This window comes from Bradyrhizobium nitroreducens, assembly GCF_002776695.1.
Classification (GTDB): domain Bacteria; phylum Pseudomonadota; class Alphaproteobacteria; order Rhizobiales; family Xanthobacteraceae; genus Bradyrhizobium; species Bradyrhizobium nitroreducens.
In genome coordinates this window covers 4633645-4655399 of record NZ_LFJC01000003.1, presented here as the reverse complement: position 1 = coordinate 4655399, position 21755 = coordinate 4633645, and the positions used below count along the sequence as shown (strand labels likewise).

The 21755-nt window shown below is 64.8% G+C and carries 22 protein-coding genes and 1 tRNA gene; 11 read left to right on the top strand and 12 right to left on the bottom strand.

Translation table 11 applies throughout. The features are described from left to right. Positions 1–34: 34 nt before the first annotated feature. Positions 35–1480 (bottom strand): LVIVD repeat-containing protein, encoded by a 1446-nt coding sequence (locus TSA1_RS22460; RefSeq protein ID WP_100178232.1) that lies wholly within the window; start codon positions 1478–1480, stop codon positions 35–37. Between the two features lie 116 nt (positions 1481–1596). Here TSA1_RS22460 and TSA1_RS22455 point away from each other — a divergent pair, with 116 nt between their 5' ends. Genes TSA1_RS22455 through TSA1_RS22445 form a run of 3 tightly spaced genes read left to right on the top strand, consistent with a single transcriptional unit; the run spans position 1597 to position 2883 of the window. Continuing rightward, positions 1597–1911 (top strand): ArsR/SmtB family transcription factor, encoded by a 315-nt coding sequence (locus TSA1_RS22455; protein ID WP_063687468.1) that lies wholly within the window; start codon positions 1597–1599, stop codon positions 1909–1911. Continuing rightward, complete coding sequence (locus TSA1_RS22450) at positions 1904–2374, top strand: SRPBCC family protein (protein WP_100178231.1); 471 nt, start codon at positions 1904–1906, stop codon at positions 2372–2374. The genes TSA1_RS22455 and TSA1_RS22450 overlap by 8 nt, the downstream gene beginning before the upstream one ends. Continuing rightward, entirely contained in the window at positions 2371–2883 is a 513-nt protein-coding gene (locus tag TSA1_RS22445) for an SRPBCC family protein (protein WP_100178230.1), read from the top strand. Before TSA1_RS22450 ends, TSA1_RS22445 begins: the two co-directional genes overlap by 4 nt. A 102-nt stretch (positions 2884–2985) precedes the next feature. On the opposite strand, the gene TSA1_RS22440 is transcribed toward TSA1_RS22445, so the two are convergent. Beyond that, entirely contained in the window at positions 2986–3756 is a 771-nt protein-coding gene (locus tag TSA1_RS22440; RefSeq protein WP_100181281.1) for a DUF2189 domain-containing protein, read from the bottom strand. A gap of 241 nt (positions 3757–3997) precedes the next feature. Here TSA1_RS22440 and TSA1_RS22435 point away from each other — a divergent pair, with 241 nt between their 5' ends. Then, the gene (locus TSA1_RS22435) at positions 3998–6226 is read left to right on the top strand and encodes an ATP-binding protein (protein WP_100178229.1); all 2229 of its coding nucleotides are present in this window, start codon (positions 3998–4000) and stop codon (positions 6224–6226) included. Between the two features lies 1 nt (position 6227). Here the strand turns inward: TSA1_RS22435 and TSA1_RS22430 are convergent, their stop codons facing one another. From TSA1_RS22430 to TSA1_RS22400, 7 genes are all read right to left on the bottom strand, one after another. Beyond that, positions 6228–6671 carry a hypothetical protein gene (locus TSA1_RS22430; RefSeq protein ID WP_100178228.1) on the bottom strand — a complete coding sequence of 148 codons (444 nt, stop codon included), beginning with the start codon at positions 6669–6671 and terminating at the stop codon, positions 6228–6230. 2 nt (positions 6672–6673) lie between these two features. Then, positions 6674–7042, bottom strand: coding sequence for a nuclear transport factor 2 family protein (locus TSA1_RS22425; protein WP_100178227.1), 369 nt, complete (start codon positions 7040–7042; stop codon positions 6674–6676). Positions 7043–7122: 80 nt separating this feature from the next. After that, the gene (locus TSA1_RS22420; protein WP_100178226.1) at positions 7123–7590 is read right to left on the bottom strand and encodes a MarR family winged helix-turn-helix transcriptional regulator; all 468 of its coding nucleotides are present in this window, start codon (positions 7588–7590) and stop codon (positions 7123–7125) included. A gap of 9 nt (positions 7591–7599) precedes the next feature. Continuing rightward, positions 7600–9210 (bottom strand): acyl-CoA synthetase, encoded by a 1611-nt coding sequence (locus TSA1_RS22415; protein ID WP_100181280.1) that lies wholly within the window; start codon positions 9208–9210, stop codon positions 7600–7602. A 130-nt stretch (positions 9211–9340) separates the two neighbouring features. Then, a complete protein-coding gene (locus TSA1_RS22410) occupies positions 9341–10480 on the bottom strand; it encodes an epoxide hydrolase family protein (protein ID WP_100178225.1) in 1140 nt (379 codons plus the stop codon). Between the two features lie 127 nt (positions 10481–10607). Beyond that, complete coding sequence (locus TSA1_RS22405) at positions 10608–11063, bottom strand: GatB/YqeY domain-containing protein (protein ID WP_100178224.1); 456 nt, start codon at positions 11061–11063, stop codon at positions 10608–10610. Between the two features lie 33 nt (positions 11064–11096). After that, positions 11097–11825: an alpha/beta fold hydrolase gene (locus tag TSA1_RS22400; protein WP_100178223.1), complete on the bottom strand. Its 729-nt coding sequence runs from the start codon at positions 11823–11825 to the stop codon at positions 11097–11099. A 146-nt stretch (positions 11826–11971) separates the two neighbouring features. Here TSA1_RS22400 and carA point away from each other — a divergent pair, with 146 nt between their 5' ends. Continuing rightward, on the top strand, positions 11972–13162 hold the full coding sequence (gene carA / locus TSA1_RS22395; protein ID WP_100178222.1) for a glutamine-hydrolyzing carbamoyl-phosphate synthase small subunit: 1191 nt from the start codon (positions 11972–11974) through the stop codon (positions 13160–13162). 42 nt (positions 13163–13204) lie between these two features. On the opposite strand, the gene TSA1_RS22390 is transcribed toward carA, so the two are convergent. Further along, positions 13205–13420, bottom strand: coding sequence for a hypothetical protein (locus tag TSA1_RS22390; RefSeq protein WP_100181279.1), 216 nt, complete (start codon positions 13418–13420; stop codon positions 13205–13207). 147 nt (positions 13421–13567) lie between these two features. Between TSA1_RS22390 and TSA1_RS22385 the strand changes: the two genes are divergently transcribed. Continuing rightward, positions 13568–14089 (top strand): hypothetical protein, encoded by a 522-nt coding sequence (locus tag TSA1_RS22385; protein WP_100178221.1) that lies wholly within the window; start codon positions 13568–13570, stop codon positions 14087–14089. 113 nt (positions 14090–14202) lie between these two features. Here the strand turns inward: TSA1_RS22385 and TSA1_RS22380 are convergent, their stop codons facing one another. Then, a complete protein-coding gene (locus TSA1_RS22380; RefSeq protein ID WP_100178220.1) occupies positions 14203–14727 on the bottom strand; it encodes a Dps family protein in 525 nt (174 codons plus the stop codon). A 105-nt stretch (positions 14728–14832) separates the two neighbouring features. On the opposite strand from TSA1_RS22380, the gene TSA1_RS22375 reads away from it, so the two are divergent. Together TSA1_RS22375 and TSA1_RS39210 are read left to right on the top strand one after the other, a co-directional pair. Beyond that, positions 14833–15534, top strand: a complete 702-nt coding sequence (locus TSA1_RS22375; protein WP_100178219.1) for a class I SAM-dependent methyltransferase — start codon at positions 14833–14835, stop codon at positions 15532–15534. 54 nt (positions 15535–15588) lie between these two features. Beyond that, positions 15589–15664 (top strand) — tRNA-OTHER (locus tag TSA1_RS39210). 107 nt (positions 15665–15771) lie between these two features. On the opposite strand, the gene TSA1_RS22370 is transcribed toward TSA1_RS39210, so the two are convergent. Then, positions 15772–16143 (bottom strand): ArsR/SmtB family transcription factor, encoded by a 372-nt coding sequence (locus tag TSA1_RS22370; RefSeq protein ID WP_174719328.1) that lies wholly within the window; start codon positions 16141–16143, stop codon positions 15772–15774. A 112-nt stretch (positions 16144–16255) separates the two neighbouring features. Between TSA1_RS22370 and TSA1_RS22365 the strand changes: the two genes are divergently transcribed. The 3 genes from TSA1_RS22365 to greA all read left to right on the top strand — a co-directional run bounded on the left by TSA1_RS22365 (position 16256) and on the right by greA (position 21712). Then, the gene (locus tag TSA1_RS22365) at positions 16256–17425 is read left to right on the top strand and encodes an MFS transporter (RefSeq protein WP_100178217.1); all 1170 of its coding nucleotides are present in this window, start codon (positions 16256–16258) and stop codon (positions 17423–17425) included. Positions 17426–17567: 142 nt separating this feature from the next. Next, positions 17568–21032 (top strand): carbamoyl-phosphate synthase large subunit, encoded by a 3465-nt coding sequence (carB, locus tag TSA1_RS22360; RefSeq protein ID WP_100178216.1) that lies wholly within the window; start codon positions 17568–17570, stop codon positions 21030–21032. A gap of 206 nt (positions 21033–21238) precedes the next feature. Beyond that, positions 21239–21712 carry a transcription elongation factor GreA gene (gene greA / locus TSA1_RS22355; protein WP_097657627.1) on the top strand — a complete coding sequence of 158 codons (474 nt, stop codon included), beginning with the start codon at positions 21239–21241 and terminating at the stop codon, positions 21710–21712. The last annotated feature ends 43 nt before the right edge of the window (positions 21713–21755 follow it).

The window sequence follows — 21755 nt, the reverse complement described above, 5'->3', positions numbered from 1 at the left end:
TTCTCCGCGCGCGCTAGCGCCCCGCGCCGCATCGTCAGTTCTTCGGCAGGCCGGCGGCCGCGCGCGCTGCCCCCGTCAATTCGAGGATGTGCAAACCGGTATTGGCGCGGTCGACGATGTAGATGTAGCCGCGGTCATCGGTCTCGACGTTGTTGGTCTGGATCGCGACCTTGCAGCGCTCGCCGCCCTCGATCGGGATGCAGCGCTTGTCGGTCGCAGCCGTGATCGCCGGGATGAAATGGCCGACTTCCTTGGGATGATAGGGATCGCGGATGTCGAGCGCGCGCACGCCGGCATTGAAGAAGGCGATGAAGGCCATCTTCTTGTAATAGACCGGCGCCATGCTCTCGTTCGAGGAATGCGCGCCGAAGCGGCCGCCGCGCTGGCAGAACCGCCCGCTGGCCTCCGGCACGGTGTAGCTCGAGATCATCATCGGCCGCGTCTCGGTGGTCACGTCGGCGAACCACACCATCTGCCTGGCCTCACCGCATTCGTTGAGGATCGCTTCATTCACGATCATCACGATGTCGCGGGTCTTGCCGTCCTTGTCCTCGGAGAATTCGGCGATGGGCATGTCGAGCATCGGAAACGTCGTGTGCGCGCCGTTGAAGGCGGACATCGGCATGCGCGCAATCTCGGGATAGCGCAGATTGTCCGGCGTCGGCTCCTTTGCCCCGTTCAGCAGCTTGTCGCGATCGACGATCTGCAGAATGCCGTCCTTGTCGGTGCCGTAGCCGAAATAGACGCGGTTGCCGTTGGGCCCGGTCGAGATCGGCCCGTGCAACTCGGTCGGCACCGCGCCGGTCGAGCCGGGCTCCTGACCCGGCAGGCCGAAGTCGCGGATCTTGTGCGGGCGCGCGGGATCGGAGAGATCATACACTTGCGTCATGCGCCGCGTGCGCCAGTCCGGCGCGCCCGAGACGAGATAGGCAATGCCGGTGTCGCATTCCCACCAGCTCTTGTGCGTGTCCTTCAGACCGCCGATGCGCGTGATCAGCACGGGACTGGCGGGATCGGTGACGTTCCAGATTTCATGCGCCTCGCCGCCGAAGGTCCTGAGCATGTAGACCGCGGTGGGATCGCCCTTCGGCAACGACTTGCCGTCGCAGACCCGCACCATCTGCGCGCCGCCGGATTCGTACTTGCCCTCCTGTCCCGGCAGATGCCGCAGATATTTCGGACGGGCGGGATCGGTGACGTCGACGATCGAGGTTCCGTTCGGCTCGGCCTTGCCTGTCATCGGATTGACGGGTGCGGGAACGTCGTCGGTGCCGCCGTGATGACCGATATAGGCGATCCAGCGATCGCCCTGGTGATGGATGGTCGGCTGATAGGCGCTGCGGGCCTGCAGATCATTGCTGCCGACGAGCTTCATGTTGGAGGCTTCAGGCGGCGCGCCGATCGTTTGCTGCTGCGCGTAGGTCGCAGAGCTGCACGCGAAAAGGACGAGGACGGCAGCAGGCAAGATGCAGCGGAACATCAATGTCCTCCCGGAACCAATCTGTGCTGGCTGAGCTTCGACGCTAACACAGCCGAATACGCGTGCCCAACACACCATCTTGACATGCAACCATTTAGTTGCCTATTATCGCTGCCATGGATGAGGTCTTCAAAGCGCTCGCCGATGCATCACGACGCTCGCTCTTGGACAGGCTTCACGCCAGGAACGGCCAGACGCTGAACGAACTCTGCGAGGGCCTCGCCATGACGCGGCAGGCCGTCACCAAGCACCTTGTCATTCTCGAAGAGGCCAACCTCGTCACGACCATCAGGCATGGCCGCGAGAAGCTGCACTATCTCAATCCGGTGCCGATCCATCAGATCGGCGAGCGCTGGATCAGGAAATTCGAGCGCGGCAAGCTCGCCGCGCTCGGCGAGTTGAAACGTCAGTTGGAGAAGCGCGATGAGTAAGCCCGAGTTCGTCTACGTGACCTATATCGAGACCACGGCGGAGAAGCTGTGGGAGGCGCTGACGTCGAGCGAGTTCACGAGGCAATACTGGTTTGGCGCCGAGGTCCGCTCGGACTGGAAGCTCGGCTCGCCGTTTGCGCTGCTGCTCGACGGCGAGATCACCGATTCCGGCGAGATCCTGGAATCCGATCCACCGCGACGACTGTCCTACAGCTTCAAGCACCACAAGTTCGAGGAGCTCCGCCGCGAGCCGATCTCGCGCGTCGTCTTCACCATCGAACCGTTCGGTTCGCTGGTGCGTTTGACCGTGCTGCATGACGGCTTCGTCGAGGGCGGAAAGTATCTCGGCGCCGTCTCCAATGGCTGGCCGGCGATCCTGTCCGGGCTGAAGAGCCTGCTGGAGAGAGGCCAGGTGCTCGCCATCCCGCGCGCAGCTCTCAACAAGGGATTCGACGCGAAATGAAGCTCGATCAGTTCAAACCGCTGACGGTCTACACCATCTACATCGCCTCGACGCCCGAGAAAGTATGGGACGCCCTGACCTCGGCCGAGTTCAGCAGGCAGTATTTCTTCGGCAATACCGTGGAGGTCGAGCCTCGCCTTGGCGGTGCGTTCATCGTGCGCACGCCCGACGGCGCCTTGCACATCAGCGGCGAGGTCCTCGCCTACGATCCACCGCGGAAGCTCTCGGTCACGTTCAACGTGAACTGGCCTGAGCTGATCGAGAAGCTGGGGCCGACCCTCGTGACCTACGAGATCGAACAGGCCGGCGATGCGGTCCGGCTCACCATGAGCGAAGGCCACGACCGGCCGCTCAGCGACGATATCCTCGCCGGGGGCCGGTCCGGCTGGCCCGCGATCCTGTCCAGCCTCAAGAGCCTGCTGGAAACCGGCAAGCCGCTGGCGGTGAAGATGGGCCCGCCCCAGCGCATGCTCGATGCGTTGAAGGCGATGGGGATCAAGACGCCGTAGGCGAGACCGGGTCTGCATCCGCGAACTCGGAATCGTAGGTAGGCAAAGGCGCACGAAGCCCCCGCCTTCGCGGGGGCGACGACCTATTCCGAGGCAACGACTTTACACCGGCGCCACCAGCCGCCGATACAGATGCCAGGTCGCGTGGCCCAGCACGGGCAGCGTCACGATCAGGCCGAGAAAGTAAGGCAGTGCCGAGACGATCAGCAGCATCACGATGACGGCGGCCCAGCCGATCATCGGCAACGGACTGGTGACGACCGCGCGCACGCTCGTCACCATCGCCGTGACGAAATCGACCTCGCGGTCGAGCAGCAGCGGAAACGACACCACGGTCAGCGAGAACAGGATCAGCGACAGCACGGCACCGACCGCATTGCCGATGGCGAGGAACAGCAGGCCCTCATTGGTCGTCAGCACCACCGTCATGAATTCCTGCAAGCTCGAGAACGAGGCGTGCAGGCCGAGCAGCAGCGCGATCAGGAGCCGCACCTGGTACATCCAGACCACGAACACGAACAGCGTGACGAATGCCATCCATCCGATCTCGCTGCGCGAGCGCACGGCCGACCAGATCGCACCGAAGGAAACCGGCTCGCCGCGCTCGCGGCGGCGGCTGACCTCGTAGAGGCCGATCGCCACGAACGGTCCGATCAGCGCAAAGCCTGCCGCCAGGGGATAGACGAGATAGACCATGCCGAAGGCGGTCAGGCACAGCATGATCGCGATGCCGCCGGCCGTGTAGAGCGCGCCGAAGCAGAGCCCGTAAAGCGGCACCGCCTGGAAATCGCGCAAGCCTTCGACCAGTGCCTCGGCGATGTCAGTCGTCGCGACTGGACGCACCACCGGATCGACCTTGCCCGAGATGGACATCAGCTTCCTCCGCGCATCGGCGCGATCTTTCGTCGCGCGCATGCCGCGATATTAGCGCGGCCGCGCGGAGGCGCAACTTGATGCCGGCCGGCGCGAAAAGTGGCGGCGAAGCAACCATGCTCGCGATGCGAAATCTTTAGCCTTTGGTGCGATTTTCGGGCCGACGGCTATGGACGGGGCAGATGATCGTGCCTCAAATTGTACCTCCGAGCACCCTCGCCTGAGAGCGGATCGCCTACCGATGAGCCTGCGTACCCGGTTACTGATCCTCGTCATCGCGGCCATGCTGGTGCCGGCGAGCCTCGTCGGGCTGCGTTTCGTCCAGAACAGGTCCAGCGAGATCAACGCCGCCCTGGCCAATCTGGCAGCATCCTCCGACGACATCGCCAGCGATCTGGACGAGAAGATTCAGGGCACCGCCCAGCTCCACTACGGTTTAGCCCGGGCCCGCGACCTCGACACCCGCGACAAGGCGGCGTGCTCGGCGTTTCTGTCGGATGTCCGCGAGGAATATCCGCAGTTCACGGGTATCCTGACGATTGATCCCGACGGCAGCTTGTTCTGTGACTCGCTGCGGACCAACCGCACGCTCGACCTGAACGACCGCGGCTATTTCAAACAGGTCAAAGGGCTTGAGGGCGTCGTCGCGGTGGAGCCGGTGTTCGGCCGTCTCACCGGACTGTCGGTGCTCCAGATCGCCTACCCCGTGCGATCGGATGCGGGCGCGCTGAAGTTCGTGCTGCTCGCATCGTTCAACCTGAACAAATTCGCGGAGTTTCACGACAAGCGGCTGCTCGGCAAGAAGGACATCCTCTTCGTCGATGCCAAGGGTACGGTCCTGGCTGCACCCAAGGGTGGCGGCTCGAGCGTGCCCGTCGGCGGATCCATTGCGGGCTCCGACCTGTTCCGCTTTGCCGCAGCGCCCGATGGCGAACCGTTCCGGGAGATCACCGACGGCGGCGGCCGCACGCAGATCTGGGGCGTTGCCCGCTCGCCCTCGATCCGCAAGGCCGGCCTCTACATCCTGGTCGGACGATCCAAGGACGAACTGGTCGCGGCGGCCAACCGCCGGCTCTACGAGGACATGGCGATTCTCGCGGTGGCCTCGCTGCTGCTGCTCGCCGGACTATGGATCCTCACGACCGTGAGCATCGGACGACAGGTCGGGCGGCTCGCGGCGATGGCAAAGAGCCTTGGGCGCGGCGATCTCAGCGCGCGTATTCCGGAGCCCCATCCGGGCGGCGAGCTCGGCGGCTTGATGAGTTTGCTCAACAGCACGGCCGAGTCGCTCGAGCAGCAGCGCGCCGCCATCGCGGATCTCAGCCACAAGCTCAGCCAGTCCCAGAAGATGGAAGCCATGGGCCAGCTCACCGGCGGCGTGGCGCACGATTTCAACAATCTGCTGACCGTCATTCTCGGCAACTCGGAGCACCTCGCCGATCGGCTTGCGGGCAACAAGGAGCTGCACCGGATCGCCAACGACATCGCCACCGCTGCCGAGCGCGGTTCCGACCTGACACGGAGCCTGCTCGCCTTCGCGCGCAAGCAGCCGCTGCGGCCGCGCGAGATCGACATTGCCGAGCAGGTGACCGGCATGAAGCAGCTGCTGCGGCGAACCCTGGGCGAGCACATCGAGTCGAGCTTCACTTTCGCGCCGGATCTATGGATTGCCAGCGTCGATCCCGGCCAGTTGGCGACGGCCGTGCTCAACCTCGTGCTCAACGCGCGCGATGCGATGCCTGACGGCGGCAAGCTGATGGTCGAGGTGTGCAACGCCTCGCTTGGCGACTCCGATCTCGACGTCAACGGCGAGCCGCATCCGGGCGATTACGTCATGCTGGCTGTGAAGGATACCGGAACCGGCATGAGCAACGAGGTGTTGGGGCGCGCGTTCGAGCCGTTCTTCACCACCAAGGAGGTCGGCAAGGGAACGGGCCTTGGCCTCAGCATGGTCTATGGCTTCGCGCAACAATCCGGCGGCCTCGTTCAGATGCAGTCCGAACCGGGTCAGGGCAGCGTCGTCAGGCTGTTCTTTCCCCGCCTTTCGACGCCGCCGAACGAGGAGCCGCGGCCGGCAGAGCGCGTCACCGCACCCGACGGGCACGAGACTGTCCTCGTCGTCGAGGACGACGACATGGTGCGAGCCTATGTCGAGAGCGAGCTGAAGGCGCTCGGCTACCGCGTCATCGTGGCGTCGAACGGGCCTGCGGCGCTGGACGTGCTGCGCCAAGCGGGGGACATCCAGCTGCTGTTCACCGACGTCGTGATGCCCGGCGGCCTGTTCGGGCCGGAGCTGGCGCGGCAGGCGATTCAGTTGCGGCCTGGTCTCAAGGTGCTCTTCACCTCCGGCTACAGCCAAAATCCGGTCAAGACGCCCGACGGGATCGACGCGCGCATTCTGACCAAACCGTTCCGGCGCAAGGATCTCGCCGCGATGCTGCGGGCCGCGCTTTCGGAGCCGCCGCGGTAGATCAGGGCGCGATCGCGGGCCGAAGCGCCACGGCGAGATTGGCCGCGAACAGGCCCGCGTCGACGACGAAGATCCGCAGCATCGGCCCCTTCAACACCGGCCAGTAGGCCACCCCGACCCGGCCGCCGCGCATCAGGACCGGGAGGTTGTAGGCGAACTGGCTGAAATGGCAGGCCGAAAAGAACAGGAACAGCGCAAGCTGCGCCTCGACCGGCTGGAAGAAAGCCGGACGCGCTGCGAGAAGATAGAGTGACAACAGCCCGATCGGCAGGTTCATTCCGCCCAGGAACGCAACGCTGGCCGCCAGGGTCGGCGCAATCGGATTGCCGCGCTCTTCCCGCGGCAACAGGATCTTCAGCGTGTTGCGCTGCGCGATGCTGAACTGGATGAAGGCGCCGACGAACCAGAGCGTGTTGAGCAGCAGGACGATATCTGAAAGACGCATGGTTATTTTCCGTAAAAGGCTTCGCTGCGGACGACGCGCCCCGTTTCGTCGAAGTCCATGAATTCGCTGGCGCGCGTGTCGCCGAGCTGCCACCACACGGTCAGCCGAGCGATCGTCTCGTCCCAGCTCCAGCTCAATATCTTGAGGTCCGCGCTTTCGACGTGACCATAGGCCTTCCGCCAATAGGCGCGGATGTTGTCGGCGCCGCTCACCACCGGCGAACCGGTCAGCGTCAACGCCAGCGGGCTGCGCATCTGCGCGTCATCGGCAAAATGCGCGACGACGGCGTCGATATCGACCTTGCACCAGCTGGCGCACCATGCCGCGACAAAGGGTCCGGCCGCCGCGCGATTCATCGTCTGTCCGCTCATGACGCGGCCTTCCCCTCGCTCGTCGGCGAGGAAGGTGGCAAAGCCGGCTCCTCATGTCAACTATATTGACTTGAGATTCGTCAATTGTGGTCGGCGATCGCCTCCATGACGGCCATCCAGGCCGCTGCGCTGGATGCCCCGGCCCGATCGAACGCCTGTCGCATGACGTTGCGTTCGTGGTCGGACGCGCGCTGCTCGATACGCTGCCCGGCAGCCGTCAGGCGCAGCAATTTCGAGCGGTGCTGCTCGGGCGAGCGCCTGGACGTCACGAATTTGCGCTCCAGCAGCAGATTGAGCGGCCGGTTGAGCGCCTGCTTGGAAATGCCGAGGACCTCGAGCAGCGAGCCGATCGCGATATCGGGACGGCGCGCCACCACGTAGAGGATGCGATGGTGCGGACGCGACAGGCCCTGCTTCGCAAGGTATGCGTCGGCCTCCAGCGTCATGCCGCGCCAGCCGTAGTACATGAGCTCCAGCGCCGCATCGAGATCGTGCAGCTTGTCGAGCGAGGCGCGGTGAAGTCCCGCGGCTTGAGACGTCTTGGCCATGTCGGGAAGTTAACCTTTCGCGCGCAGCTCGCGCCGCAGCACCTTGCCCGTCGCCGTCATCGGCAGCGTCTCTGCGAATTCGACGAAGCGCGGATATTCGTGGGCGGCGAGCTGCACCTTGACGAACTCCTGGATTTCTCGCGCGAGCGCATCGTTGCCGGTAAAGCCCGGACGCAGCACGATCCAGGCCTTGATCGATTCGGTGCGGATCGGGTCGGGAATGCCGACGACCGCGGCCATGGCCACCGAGGGATGCTTCATCAGCGTGTGCTCGATCTCGGACGGGCCGACGCGATAGCCGGCGGTGGTGATGACGTCGTCCTCGCGGCTGACGTACCAGAAATAGCCGTCCTCGTCCTGCACGCCGAGATCGCCGGTGAGCAGGAATTCGCCGGCATATTTCTTCGCGGTCGCCTCGGGATTGCGCCAGTATTCGAGCATGGTGACGGGGCATGGCTGGCGCACGCCGATGATGCCGCGCTGGCCGCGCGGCATCTCCTCGCCCTTGTCGTTGACGATGCGAACGTCGAAGCCCGGCGTCGCCTTGCCCATCGATCCCGGGCGGATCGGAAACAGGTTGGAGTTGCTGCCGATCACGAGATTGCACTCGGTCTGGCCGAACACTTCATGCGCGTCGATACCAAAGGTCTCGCGCACCCAGCCGAGCAGCTCGCCGCCGAGCGATTCCCCGCCCGTGAAGATGCTGCGCAGCTTGACGCCCGGATGCTTCACGCCGGCCTGCCGCATCAGCTTCAACGCGGTCGGCGGCAGGAAGACGTTGCGCACGCCAAGATCGGCCATCATCTGCATCGCCGCCTGCGGCTCGAACTTTCGCGCACGATGGCCGACCAGGGGAATGCCGTGATACCAGAATGCGAGCAGGCCATTGACGAGGCCGCCGATCCAGGCCCAGTCCGCCGGCGTCCACATGAGATCGCCGGGCCTGGGCAGGAAGTTGTGGCACATCTCCACGTTCGGCAGATGACCGAGCACGACACGGTGCGCATGCAGCGCGCCCTTCGGATTGCCCGTGGTGCCCGAGGTGTAGATGATCAGCGCCGGATCGTCGCACGACGTATCGACCCGCGTGAAGTCCGGCGATGCGGCCTTCACCGCGTCCCAGAACGAGGTCGTGCCCGAAGGCGCGCGTGCGCCGACGACATAGACATTCTTCAGATCCGGCAGGCGGTCGCGGATCTTCGCGAGCTTCTCCCAGCCGCCCTCGTCGGTCACGATGGCCTTGGCTTCGGAGTTCGACAGGCGGAATTCCAGCGCGTCCTCGCCGAACAGCGCGAACAGCGGGATCGAGATCATGCCGGAGCGGAACGCCGCCATATGCGTAACAGGCAATTCCAGCGACTGCGACAGGAACACCGCGACGCGGTCGCCGCGGACAAGCCCGTCCGCCTTCAGCACATTGGCGAAGCGGCGCGACATCTCGGCGACCTCGTCGAAGGAGGTGCGGCTGGTCGCGCCGTTCTCGTCGACATAGATCAGCGCCAGGCGGCCGGTGCCGTCGGCATGCCGGTCGCAGCAGGCTTCCGCCATGTTGAAGCGATCAGGAATGTCCCAGCGGAAATTGCGGACGAGCTCGTCGTAGGTCTTGGCTTCGGTGAGCATGGCTTGGTCGTTTCCCAGCAACTCCGTCATGGCCGGGCTTGTCCCGGCCATCCACGTTCTTCTTGCTTTGGCGACACTCTAAAGCCGTGGATGCCCGGGACAAGCCCGGGCATGACGGCCGAGCGCGTAGCTACCGCAACGTCGCAAAGAACTTCCTGACATCGCGCACGAACAGCTCGGGCTGCTCGAAGGCGGCGAAGTGCCCGCCCCGCTCCATCTCGCTCCAATGCGTGATGTGATGGAAGTTCGGCTCCATCCAGCGCCGCACCGGCGTGATGATCTCCTTGGGAAACACGGCGACGCCGGTCGGCACCTTGACCACAGGCGTCGTACGGCGCTTGCCAAAGCTCTCCCAGTAGAGCCGAGCCGAGGAGGTCGCCGTCTCCGTCGCCCAATAGAGCATGACGTTGTCGAGCAGCTCATCCTTGGTGAAGATGTTCTCGGGGTGTCCGTCGCAATCGGTCCAGGCCCAGAATTTTTCCAGGATCCAGGCCGCCTGCCCGCTCGGCGAATCCGTCAAGCCATAGCCGAGCGTCTGCGGGCGCGTCGACTGCTGCTTGGAATAGCCGGAATCGAGATCGACATAGTGCTTGAGGCCGGCGAGTGCGCGCTTCTCCTCCGCCGTCGGCTCGCCCTCGACTTTCGGTGCCGCGTTGAAGGCGAGCGTGATGTGAATGCCGGCGCAATGCGTGGGGTCGTGGGCGCCGAGCGAGGTCGTCACCGCCGAGCCCCAGTCGCCGCCTTGCGCGCCGTAACGCGTATAGCCCAGCCGCTCCATCAGCTTCGCCCAGGTCGCGGCGATGCGGTCGACGCCCCAGCCGGTTGTCTTGGGCTTGGCCGAGAAGCCGAAGCCCGGCAGCGAGGGACAGATCACGTGAAAGGCATCGGCGGGATTGCCGCCATGCGCGGCCGGATCGGTGAGCGGCGCGATCACCTTCTGGAATTCGACGATGGAGCCGGGCCAGCCATGGGTGATGATCAGCGGCAGCGCGTTCGGCTGCTTCGCGCGCACGTGGATGAAGTGGACGTCGAGCCCGTCGATCTCGGTGGTGAACTGCGCGAAGCGGTTCAGCTTCGCCTCGCGAGCGCGCCAGTCATAGCCATTCGCCCAGTGGTTACAGACCTCCCGGATCCATTTCAGCGGCGCGCCCTGGCTCCAGTCGTCGACGAGCTCAGCGTCAGGCCAGCGCGTGCGCGCCAGGCGCGACTTGAGGTCGGCGAGGATGTCGTCGCTGATCGCGATGCGGAACGGTTTGACGGCGCCGGTCATCGGTTGCCTCCCTTGTTCTTCTTGTCATTCCGGGGCGCGCGTAGCGCGAGCCCGGAATCCATTAAGCAACGGACTCAGCAGCGCGATGGATTCCGGGCTCGCGCTACGCGTGCCCCGGAATGACGACTTAGCCCGACAGCGCCGCCTTCACCAAGCCGCTGGCCTTGCCGAAATCCATCTGCCCTGCGTACTTCGCGCGCAGCACGGCGATCACCTTGCCCATGTCCTTCATGCCGGCAGCGCCGGTCTCGCCGATCGCGTCCGCGATCGCCTTCTTCACCTCGTCATCGGCCATCTGCTTCGGCAGGTAGGCCGAGATCACCGCGATCTCCTCGCGCTCCTGGGCGGCGAGCTCGGCGCGGCCACCTTTTTCGTAGAGCTCGACCGATTCCTGTCGCTGCTTGATCATCTTCTGAAACACGCCGAGCAGGTCGGCATCCGAGAGCGGCGGCTTGCCCTGGCCGCGGGCGTCGATGTCGGCGTTCTTGATGGTGGAGTTGACCATGCGCAGCGTGGACAGCTTGCGCTCGTCCTTGGCCTTCATGGCCTCCTTGACCGCATTGTTGATGTCGTCGCGCAGCATGATCGTGATCCCTTCGAATATTTGACGCCTGATCTAGGCCGTTCGCGCCCCTGAGACAACCTCGGTTCCAAGCCATTCGGTCAGCGCCCGTGCCGTCGCTTCCGGCTGTTCGGCTTGCGGCAGGTGCCCGCAGCGCTCGAGGATTGCGAGCCTTGCACCGGCGATGCCCTCGGCCATCTCCTTCGAGAACGCGTTGGGAATGGTGTTGTCGGCATCGCCCGTCAGCACCAGCGTCGGGCAGGTGATCGTCGCCAGCGTCGGCCGGGAATCCACCCGCGCGATGATGGCGGTCTGCTGCCGCAGATAACCCTCGACGCCGACGTCCTCGTCCTGCGCGTGCACGAGCTTGAGAATATCGGCATCGTCGCGCCGCGACGGATGCACGAGCTCCGGAAAGCTCTCCTCGCGAATGGCTCGGAGCTCGCCGCGCCTGGCGCGCTCCATCAGGCCGCGGCGGCGCGTGGTCGCCTCCGGCGTATCGGGCCGGGCCTGGGTGTTGATCAGCGCGAGCTTCACCACCCGCTCGGGCGCCTGGCGCATGATCTCGAGCGCGATGTAGCCGCCCATGGAATGGCCGGCCAGCGCGAAGCGCGGCGGCGCCTCGCTCAGCACCCGGGCGGCGATATCAGCCATGCTGTCGTCGCGAATATGATTGGCGATCATCACGGGACCAAACCGCCATAGAGCGGGCACCACAGGGGCATAGATCCGGGCTGACGAGGCCAGCCCCGGAACCAGCAGAATCGGGATGGTCTGGTCCATTATTGCCTCGCAAGCCCAGGAAATTGCCGGAAATTGTGCGGCCGAGCTTAAGGGCGGGAGGAGGCCTGTCAAATATGCAAAAACGCATGTGAATCGGCGCATCTGCGCTTTGACGGCGGCGCTCGCGGGGACTATGAAACGCGCTCATGACACAACATGACAACGATCCCGCCTGGCCGGACCACAAACCGACCGCGCTCCTCGTGCTTGCCGATGGCACGGTGCTCGAAGGCTTTGGTCTCGGCGCCGAAGGCCACGCCGTCGGCGAGGTCTGCTTCAACACCGCGATGACCGGCTATGAGGAGATCCTCACCGATCCCTCCTATGCCGGCCAGCTCATCACCTTCACCTTCCCGCATATCGGCAACGTCGGCACCAACGACGAGGATATCGAGACGGTGAACATGGCGGCGACGCCGGGCGCGCGCGGCGTGATCCTGCGCACCGCGATCACCGATCCCTCGAACTACCGCGCCACCAAGCATCTCGACGCCTGGCTCAAGGCGCGCGGCATCATCGGCCTCTCCGGCATCGACACCCGCGCCCTGACCGCGCTGATCCGCAGCAAGGGCATGCCCAATGCCGTGATCGCGCACGCCAAGAACGGCGAGTTCGACCTGCACGGCCTGAAGGAAGAAGCCCGCGAATGGCCCGGCCTCGAGGGCATGGACCTCGTGCCGATGGTGACGAGCGGCCAGCGCTTCACCTGGGACGAGACGCCCTGGATCTGGGACAAGGGCTTTGGCCGCCAGGACAAGGCTGAGTTCAACGTCGTCGCCATCGACTACGGCATCAAGCGCAACATCCTGCGCCTGCTCGCCGGCGTCGGCTGCAAGGTGACGGTGGTACCGGCGACGACCTCGTCCGCAGACATCCTGGCGATGAATCCGGACGGCGTGTTCCTGTCCAACGGTCCGGGCGATCCGGCCGCAACCGGCAAATATGCCGTGCCCGTGATCCAGGACGTCATCAAGTCAGGCACGCCGACCTTCGGCATCTGCCTGGGACACCAGATGCTCGGCCTCGCCGTCGGCGCCAAGACCAAGAAGATGCATCAGGGCCATCACGGCGCCAATCATCCCGTCAAGGACGAGACCACCGGCAAGGTCGAGATCACCTCGATGAACCACGGCTTTGCCGTGGACGAGGCGACGCTGCCGAAGGGCGCAACGCAGACCCACATCTCGCTGTTCGACGGCTCCAATTGCGGCATCCAGCTCGACGGCAAGCCGGTGTTCTCGGTGCAGTACCACCCCGAGGCCTCACCGGGGCCGCGCGACTCGCACTATCTGTTCCAGCGCTTCGCGGATCTGATGCGGCAGAAGAAGCGCGCATAGGACGAGAACGCCGGCGGACGATGCCGCCGGCTACGGGGCCCGTCACGGGCGCATGAACATGAAGTCCGTGTCGGGGTCGCAATTCTCGGCGATGAAGCGCAGCTCCGCCTGGATGTCGGCGACGGACCTCGTTTCCAGATATTTCGAGATCACGAGACCCAGCAAGGCGCGGCAGACGGCTTCGTGCCCAAGGCCGGACGTCTCCGCCTCGTCGACGGCCGCCGAAAAATGCCGCTGCGCAACGTCGGATGCGTACATGGCGTTCCCTTTTTCTTTCGGTTCGATTTGCGTGCCCGCCATTGGCTGCCCGTGCCTTGATCTCCGTCAAGCCGGCGCGGAGCGGCGCAGGAACAAGGGGACGTGCATCGTCTTGATCCCCAAACGCTTGTTACCCGGAGCCCCGCCATGTCCGCCGTCCGCGACAATGCCGAGCCGCTCTCCATCGTATTCGAGGATGACGGGCTCGTGCCGAACAACATCCGTCCCTTCCTGGTCTACCAGGGCGCGGTGAAGCTCGATCCCGAGCGACCTGAGGAGACCATCGAAGATCTGTTCGAAGCGAACGGCTGGGGCGGCACGTGGCGCAACGGCATCTACGACTATCTGCACTACCACGCGACGGTGCATGAGGTGCTCGGCGTCGCCCGCGGCAGCGCGCGCGTCCGCTTCGGCGGCGACCACGGCCAGGAGCTGGACATCAAGGCCGGCGACGTCGCGATCCTGCCGGCGGGCACCGGTCATCAATGCATCAAGGCGAGCCGTGATTTCTGCGTGATCGGCGCCTATCCGCCCGGCGCGAAGATGGAGATCACGCGCGCAACGGCAGAGAACCACGCGAAGGCGCTGAAGATGATTCCGCAAGTCGCAATGCCGCCGGCTGATCCCGTGACGGGGAAGGACGGGGCATTGATGCGGCTGTGGCGGTAGCCAGGCGCGCGTGTGGGCAAAGCGGAGCGTGCCCACGCATTTCTCGCGATCGTGAGGGATGGTGGGCACGGCGCGCAAAGAAGCGCGCCTTTGCCCACTCTACGATATCCCGGTTACGCCTCGTTGCCGCCTTCCTGACGCGTCGCCTCGAACAGGAACCAGGTTCGGCGCTCGGTCTCGTCGATGAAATTCTCGAGCAGGCTGGCGCTCGCCACGTCTTCGGCCTTGTCGCAGACGTCGTGCGCTTTGCGCATCGCGGCCGCGACGTGCTTGTTGTCCTGCATCAGCTCGCGCAGCATCTCGCGCGGTGGGACGTAATCTTCGTTGTTGTCCTTGATGGTCTGGAGCTTGGCGATCTGGCCGATCGACTTCAGCGTGGTGCCGCCGATCTTGCGGACGCGCTCGGCGAGCTGGTCGGTGGTGGCGAAGATCTGGTCGGACTGCTCGTCGAGCAGCAAATGGTAGTCCCGGAAGTGCCGCCCACTGATGTGCCAGTGGAAGTTCTTGGTCTTCAGATACAGCGCGAAGGCGTCGGCCAGTAGCACGTTGAGCGCCTCAGAGACCTTCTTGACCCCGTCGGGCGACAGATCGGTGGGGGTATCGAGATCGGGCGAGACCTTGTTGTTGGTTTTGCTCACGGGAAACCTTCCTGTTAGGACGCGGACATTGACGGCGCGCCGTCGCACCCCTAACGCAAGGCGGGCAGCGCGGTTCCAAGCCGGGGAACCGCTGGGCGGGATACCATGGACGATTGGATCGATTATTACGACTCCACGCACACGATCTATGTCAGCAAGCTGCATCGCGACTTGCACTTCCAGATCATCGCGCGGGACATCATCGGCTACATCACCTCGCCCGACGCGGTCGTGCTGGACTATGCCTGCGGCGAGGCGCTGTCGGCGAGCCAGGTGGCAGCCGCCTGCGGCAAGCTGATCCTCGCCGAGCCCGCGCCGGGCGTACGCGGCCGGTTGATCGCGCGGTTTGCGCCGAACACCAAGATCCGCGTCCGCTCGCTCGACGACGTCCGCAAGATGCAGGACCAGTCGATCGACCTCGTGGTGATGAACTCGGTCGCGCAGTACATGACGCCGGACGAGCTCGATGCCGCGCTTCTCAACATCCGCCGGATCCTGACGCCATCAGGCAAGCTGGTGCTGGGGGACATCCTGCAGCCCAATGTCGGCATGTTCAGGGACGTCGTGGCGCTGCTCGGCTTCGGCCTGCGGCACGGCTTCCTGAAGGACGCACTGATCGGGCTGATCAGCACCGCGCTGTCGGATTACCGCCATTTGCGCACGCGCATCGGGCTGCAGCGCTACAGCGAGCACGAAATCACCGCCAAGCTGAGGGCCGCGGGCTTCGCGGTTCAGCGCGCCCACACCAATATCGGCCATAATCGCTGGCGAATGACCTTCGTCGCCCGGCCGCCGCTGGTTCGTTAAGCATAACAATTCACCGTTGTAGCTTGCCGCACTGCAATCGGACATGATGGCGACGGCCCGGTGGCGGAAGCGTCTACGCGAGGGCGGTGCAACGCTCTTCATCCTGGTTCAAATCCAGGCCGGGTCTCCAGCCTTCGCTGGCTTCGCCAGCTTCGGCTCGGCAAGCCCTATCGTGCGAAGGCTGCCGCGGCGAAGCCCGAAGGGCGAAGCCGGGCATGACGGATCTCATCCGCGACCTCAATCCGCCTCAACCACCTCACACCCAGCCATCAGCTGCAACCTGTCCGCATCCTTCGCCGCTGATTTGATCACGGCATCCAGCAGGCCGGGAAAGCGCGCGTCCATATCCTCACGGCGCAGCCGCATGAAGCGGTTGGTGCCGGCGACGCGCGTCTGCATCAGGCCGCATTCGCGCAGCTTGGCGAAGTGGTAGGCGAGATTCGACTTGCCGCTGAGGCCATTGAAGTCGCCACACCGCAGCTCGCTGCTGACACGTTCCTGCTGGGCGAGCTGGTAGACGATCGCGAGCCGGATCGGATCGCTCAGGCAATCCAGAACCATCGGCAGCTCGATCTGCTCGCGGGTGGGATGAAGCGGGGTGCGGCTCATGACGGGAATAATAGTGAGGCGGCGGCAATGTTCAATAGTTCTTGAACTGATTGACATCGTCCATCTGTGCATTCAATTGTTCAATAAACATTGAACATAGGGATTGTTTCCAATGAGCGTGTTCTGGCTGGCCCTGGGGGCCTTTGCGATCGGCACTGAAGGCTTTGTGATTGCTGGTCTTTTGCCGTCGATCGCTGCCGATCTTTCGATTTCGGTCTCGGCTGCCGGCCAGCTCGTGACCGCCTACGCCCTCACCTATGCCGTGGGATCCCCGATCCTGGCGGTGGCGCTGAACAATATCGACCGCCGCACCGTGCTGGCCCTGGCGCTGACGACCTTCGTTGCCGGAAACCTCGCGGCGATGGTGGCGTCAAATTACGCCCTGTTGCTGGCCTCACGGATGCTGATGGCGCTCGGCTCAGGCCTGTGCATGCCGACGGCGCTGGCCGTATCGGTGGCCGTCGCCTCCCCTGAAAGGCGCGGCCGCGCCGTGGCACTGGTCACCTCGGGCCTGACGATTGCCACTGTCATCGGTGTCCCCCTCGGCAATCTCGTCGGCAGCTGGCTCGGCTGGCGCGCGACCTTTGCCATGGTCGCCCTGATCGGCACTGTCGCGCTCGCGGGCCTCCTGCTCGGCCTGCCCCGCGGCCTGCCGCGCAACACGGCTTCGCTCGGCGAGCGGTTGGCGGTGGCGCGCCATGGGCATGTCGTGGTCGCACTTCTGATCACGATCTTATGGGCGCTCGGCGGCTTCACCGTGTTCACCTATTTCGCGGTTCCACTGCGCAGCCTCGGCTTCGACGCCTCGCAGATCAGCCTGGCGCTCCTGGTGTTTGGCGGCGCGGCGGCGATCGGCAACATGCTCGGCGGCGTGCTGGCCGACCGGCTCGGCACGCTCGCCACCGCCGGCCTCGGGCTTGCCGGCATGGCGGCGGCGCTGATCCTGCATTCGCTGGTCCTGAAGCTGATGCCTGGCCAGGCCCATTACGCCGTGCTGGGCGCGATCTTCCTCTGGGGTATCTCGGGCTGGGCGTTCTATCCGGCCCAGATCGCCAGCATCATCCGGATCGAGCCGCAGGCCTCGATGATCGCGCTCTCGCTCAACGCCTCCGCCATGTATCTCGGCTTCGCCATCGGCGGAGCACTGGGTGGCGCGGTGCTGGCCACCCTCTCCCCGAACGACCTCGGCTGGATCGGCGGAACGAGCGTTGCAGCCTCGCTTCTGGTCCACTTCGCCCGTGGCTGGCAGGCCCGGCCAAAACCGGTCAAAATTGCCGGTTGATGGGCATTTTTCGGGGTTTCGCCGCCCCGAAAACTGGTCTAAGACCCACCCGCGCGCGAGGGAGACCACCGCGCTCTCGGCCACAGGGACGCGCAGCAGCGCGCCCTTTTTTTGTGCCCAAATCCGACTTCGGCGAGAGTTGATGCCCAAACGTACAGACATCACCACCATCCTGATCATCGGCGCCGGTCCCATCGTGATCGGCCAGGCCTGCGAGTTCGACTATTCGGGCACACAGGCGGTGAAGACGCTGAAGGAAGAGGGCTATCGCATCGTCCTCGTCAATTCCAATCCGGCCACCATCATGACCGATCCGGAATTGGCGGATGCGACCTATATCGAGCCGATCACGCCCGAAATTGTTGCGAAGATCATCGAAAAGGAACGTCACGTCATTCCCGGCGGCTTCGCGCTGCTGCCGACCATGGGCGGGCAGACCGCGCTGAACTGCGCACTCTCGCTGCGCCGGCAGGGCACGCTGGAGAAATTCGACGTCGAGATGATCGGCGCCACCGCCGACGCGATCGACAAGGCGGAGGACCGCCAGCTCTTCCGCGAGGCCATGACCAAGATCGGGCTCGAGACGCCGAAGTCGCGGCTCGCCAACGCCTCCGCGCTGAAGAAGTCGTTCCGCGACAAATACCTCGCCGAGCGCGAGAAGCTCTCCGGCGCAGCTCTCGAAGAATGCGAGCGGCAGTGGACGCTGGGCGAGAGCGAGCGCCGCAAGCGCTATCAGGAATACGCCTTCGGCCAGGCCATGATGGCACTGTCCGAGATCGGCCTGCCCGCGATCATCCGCCCCTCCTTCACCATGGGCGGCACCGGCGGCGGCATCGCCTACAACAAGGAAGAGTTCCTCGACATCATCGAGCGCGGGCTCGACGCGTCTCCCACCAACGAAGTGCTGATCGAAGAATCCGTGCTCGGCTGGAAGGAGTACGAGATGGAGGTGGTGCGCGACAAGAAGGACAATTGCATCATCGTCTGCTCGATCGAAAACCTCGACCCGATGGGCGTGCACACCGGCGATTCCATCACGGTGGCGCCGGCGCTGACGCTGACCGACAAGGAATACCAGATCATGCGCGACGCCTCGCTGGCGGTGCTGCGCGAGATCGGCGTCGAGACCGGCGGCTCCAACGTGCAGTTCGGCGTCAATCCCGAGGACGGCCGCATGGTCGTCATCGAGATGAACCCCCGCGTGTCGCGTTCCTCGGCGCTGGCCTCCAAGGCCACCGGCTTTCCGATCGCCAAGGTCGCGGCCAAGCTCGCGGTCGGCTACACGCTCGACGAGATCGCCAACGACATCACCGGCGGCGCGACGCCCGCTTCGTTCGAGCCGACCATCGACTACGTCGTCACCAAGGTGCCGCGCTTCGCCTTCGAGAAATTCCCGGGCGCCTCGACCACGCTGACCACGTCGATGAAATCGGTCGGCGAGGTCATGGCGATCGGCCGCACCTTCCAGGAGAGCCTGCAGAAGGCGCTGCGCGGGCTCGAGACAGGATTGACCGGCCTCGACGAGATCGAGATCGAGGGCCTCGGCCGCGACGACGACAAGAACGCGATCCGCGCGGCGCTCGGCACGCCGACGCCGAACCGCATTCTTCAGGTCGCCCAGGCCATGCGGCTCGGCTGGTCGAACGAGGAGATCTTCAACTCCTGCAAGATCGATCCGTGGTTCCTCGGTGAGATGCGCGGCATCGTCGACATGGAGGAGAAGGTCCGGAAGAACGGCCTGCCCGGCAACGCCTTCGGCATGCGCACGCTCAAGTCCATGGGCTTCTCCGACGCGCGCCTTGCGGTGCTGGCCGAGACGACGGAAGCCGAGGTGACGGCGAAGCGCCACGCGCTCGGCGTTCGTCCCGTCTACAAGCGCATCGACACCTGCGCGGCGGAATTCGCCTCGCCCACCGCCTACATGTACTCGACCTACGAGCCGCTGTTCGCGGGCGCGCCCGCGGACGAGAGCACCCCGTCCGACAAGAAGAAGGTCATCATTCTCGGCGGCGGGCCGAACCGCATCGGCCAGGGCATCGAGTTCGACTATTGCTGCTGTCACGCCTGCTTCGCGCTGCATGACGCCGGCTACGAATCCATCATGGTCAACTGCAATCCGGAGACGGTGTCGACCGACTACGACACCGCCGACCGGCTCTATTTCGAGCCGCTCACCGCCGAGGACGTGCTGGAGATCATCGCCAAGGAGCGCAGCAACGGCACGCTGCACGGCGTGATCGTGCAGTTCGGCGGCCAGACGCCGCTGAAGCTCGCCCGCGCGCTGGAAGCTGCCGAAGTGCCGATCCTCGGCACCTCGCCCGATGCCATCGACCTTGCCGAGGACCGCGACCGCTTCAAGCGCGTGCTCGACAAGCTGCGTCTCAAGCAACCGAAGAACGGCATCGCCTATTCGGTCGAGCAGGCAAGGCTCGTCTCCGCCGATCTCGGCCTGCCGCTGGTGGTGCGTCCGTCCTACGTGCTCGGCGGCCGCGCGATGCAGATCATCCGCGAGGAGAACCAGCTCAACGACTACCTGCTCGGCACGCTGCCGGAGCTGGTGCCGGCCGACGTCAAGGCGCGCTATCCCAACGACAAGACCGGGCAGATCAACACCGTGCTCGGCAAGAACCCGCTGCTGTTCGACCGCTATCTGTCGGATGCCACCGAGATCGACGTCGATTGCCTCTGCGACGGCAAGGACACCTTCATCGTCGGCATCATGGAGCACATCGAGGAAGCCGGCATCCATTCCGGCGACAGCGCCTGCTCGCTGCCGCCGCACTCGCTCGACGCGAAGATGATCGAGGAATTGGAGCGGCAGACCCGCGAACTTGCGCTCGGCCTCGACGTCGTCGGCCTGATGAACGTGCAATACGCGATCAAGGACGGCGAGATCTACGTGCTCGAGGTCAACCCGCGCGCCTCGCGCACCGTGCCTTTCGTCGCCAAGGTGGTCGGCACGCCGGTCGCCAAGATCGCCGCGCGCATCATGGCCGGCGAGAAGCTCGCCGATTTCAAGCTGAAGAAGGCCAAGCTCAAGCACGTCGGCGTCAAGGAATCGGTCTTCCCGTTCGCGCGCTTCCCCGGCGTCGACACCGTGCTCGGCCCCGAGATGCGCTCGACCGGCGAGGTCATGGGTATCGACCGCAACTTCGAGGTCGCCTTCGCCAAGAGCCAGCTCGGCGGCGGCACGCGAGTACCGCGCAAGGGCACGGTGTTCGTCTCGGTGCGAGAGAGCGACAAGACGCGTATCGCCGAGGCGGTTCGCGAATTGCATTCGCTCGGCTTCAAGGTGCTGGCGACCTCGGGCACCCAGCGCTTCCTGGCTGATCAGGGCATCCCGACCGAGAAGGTGAACAAGGTGCTGGAGGGCCGGCCGCACATCGTCGATGCCATCACCAATGGCGACGTCCAGCTCGTCTTCAACACCACCGAAGGTCCGCAGGCGCTGGCCGACAGCCGTTCGCTGCGGCGCGCGGCCCTCTTGCATAAAGTGCCGTATTACACCACTCTTTCCGGGGCCGTGGCGGCCGCGCAGGGCATCCGCGCCTATCTGGGTGGGGACCTTGAGGTTCGTACCCTGCAGAGCTACTTTTCGGAAACCTGATTGCTAGCGGCGGTAAACCCGCCGCTAAGTGATTGGCAATGAAGCCACAATGGCCGGAGGAACTGTCCGGCCATGTGGTTGTTCTGTTCCGGCGCCAGACCCACATAACACCCCGGTGGGCGCGTGTTCAGCCCCGGGAGTACCGACGAATCAAGGTTGCCGCGCCCGGTCTGTGTGGGGCGCGCAGCTGAAGGACGAGAGAAGAGATGGAAAAGGTTCCGATGACCCAGGCCGGCTTTGTCGCGCTCGGGGAAGAATTGAAGAAGCGCCAGTCGGAAGATCGTCCGCGCATCATCGAGCATATCGCGGAAGCGCGCTCGCACGGCGACCTGTCGGAGAACGCGGAATATCATGCCGCGAAGGAAGAGCAGTCCCACAATGAGGGCCGCATCGCCGAACTCGAGGACAAGCTCGCGCGCGCCGACATCATCGACATTTCCAAACTCTCCGGCGACACCATCAAGTTCGGCGCCACCGTGACGCTGGTCGACGAAGACACCGAGAAAAAGGCGGTGTGGCAGATCGTCGGCGAGGTCGAGGCCGACGCCAAGAAGGGCCGCATCTCCATCACCTCGCCGCTCGCGCGCGCGCTGATCGGCAAGAAAAAGGGCTCGACCGTCGAGGTCAATGCCCCCGGCGGCGCCAAGGCGTACGAGATCACCAAGGTGGAGTGGCGGTAGGATTTGCCGTTGCGCGTTGATTGGGAAAGGCCGCGCATTGCGC

What these genes read in the sequence shown, in the direction of transcription:
- TSA1_RS22365 (WP_100178217.1), top strand. Translation starts at nt 16,256, where the DNA reads ATGAGCGTGTTCTGGCTGGCCCTGGGGGCCTTTGCGATCGGCACTGAA.
- TSA1_RS22435 (WP_100178229.1), top strand. Translation starts at nt 3,998, where the DNA reads ATGAGCCTGCGTACCCGGTTACTGATCCTCGTCATCGCGGCCATGCTG.
- TSA1_RS22375 (WP_100178219.1), top strand. Translation starts at nt 14,833, where the DNA reads ATGGACGATTGGATCGATTATTACGACTCCACGCACACGATCTATGTC.
- TSA1_RS22440 (WP_100181281.1), bottom strand. Translation starts at nt 3,756, where the DNA reads ATGTCCATCTCGGGCAAGGTCGATCCGGTGGTGCGTCCAGTCGCGACG.
- carB (WP_100178216.1), top strand. Translation starts at nt 17,568, where the DNA reads ATGCCCAAACGTACAGACATCACCACCATCCTGATCATCGGCGCCGGT.
- TSA1_RS22420 (WP_100178226.1), bottom strand. Translation starts at nt 7,590, where the DNA reads ATGGCCAAGACGTCTCAAGCCGCGGGACTTCACCGCGCCTCGCTCGAC.
- TSA1_RS22405 (WP_100178224.1), bottom strand. Translation starts at nt 11,063, where the DNA reads ATGCTGCGCGACGACATCAACAATGCGGTCAAGGAGGCCATGAAGGCC.
- TSA1_RS22450 (WP_100178231.1), top strand. Translation starts at nt 1,904, where the DNA reads ATGAGTAAGCCCGAGTTCGTCTACGTGACCTATATCGAGACCACGGCG.
- TSA1_RS22400 (WP_100178223.1), bottom strand. Translation starts at nt 11,825, where the DNA reads ATGGACCAGACCATCCCGATTCTGCTGGTTCCGGGGCTGGCCTCGTCA.
- TSA1_RS22415 (WP_100181280.1), bottom strand. Translation starts at nt 9,210, where the DNA reads ATGCTCACCGAAGCCAAGACCTACGACGAGCTCGTCCGCAATTTCCGC.
- carA (WP_100178222.1), top strand. Translation starts at nt 11,972, where the DNA reads ATGACACAACATGACAACGATCCCGCCTGGCCGGACCACAAACCGACC.
- TSA1_RS22370 (WP_174719328.1), bottom strand. Translation starts at nt 16,143, where the DNA reads ATGAGCCGCACCCCGCTTCATCCCACCCGCGAGCAGATCGAGCTGCCG.
- TSA1_RS22390 (WP_100181279.1), bottom strand. Translation starts at nt 13,420, where the DNA reads ATGTACGCATCCGACGTTGCGCAGCGGCATTTTTCGGCGGCCGTCGAC.
- TSA1_RS22385 (WP_100178221.1), top strand. Translation starts at nt 13,568, where the DNA reads ATGTCCGCCGTCCGCGACAATGCCGAGCCGCTCTCCATCGTATTCGAG.
- TSA1_RS22425 (WP_100178227.1), bottom strand. Translation starts at nt 7,042, where the DNA reads ATGAGCGGACAGACGATGAATCGCGCGGCGGCCGGACCCTTTGTCGCG.
- TSA1_RS22455 (WP_063687468.1), top strand. Translation starts at nt 1,597, where the DNA reads ATGGATGAGGTCTTCAAAGCGCTCGCCGATGCATCACGACGCTCGCTC.
- TSA1_RS22445 (WP_100178230.1), top strand. Translation starts at nt 2,371, where the DNA reads ATGAAGCTCGATCAGTTCAAACCGCTGACGGTCTACACCATCTACATC.
- TSA1_RS22410 (WP_100178225.1), bottom strand. Translation starts at nt 10,480, where the DNA reads ATGACCGGCGCCGTCAAACCGTTCCGCATCGCGATCAGCGACGACATC.
- TSA1_RS22430 (WP_100178228.1), bottom strand. Translation starts at nt 6,671, where the DNA reads ATGCGTCTTTCAGATATCGTCCTGCTGCTCAACACGCTCTGGTTCGTC.
- greA (WP_097657627.1), top strand. Translation starts at nt 21,239, where the DNA reads ATGGAAAAGGTTCCGATGACCCAGGCCGGCTTTGTCGCGCTCGGGGAA.
- TSA1_RS22460 (WP_100178232.1), bottom strand. Translation starts at nt 1,480, where the DNA reads ATGTTCCGCTGCATCTTGCCTGCTGCCGTCCTCGTCCTTTTCGCGTGC.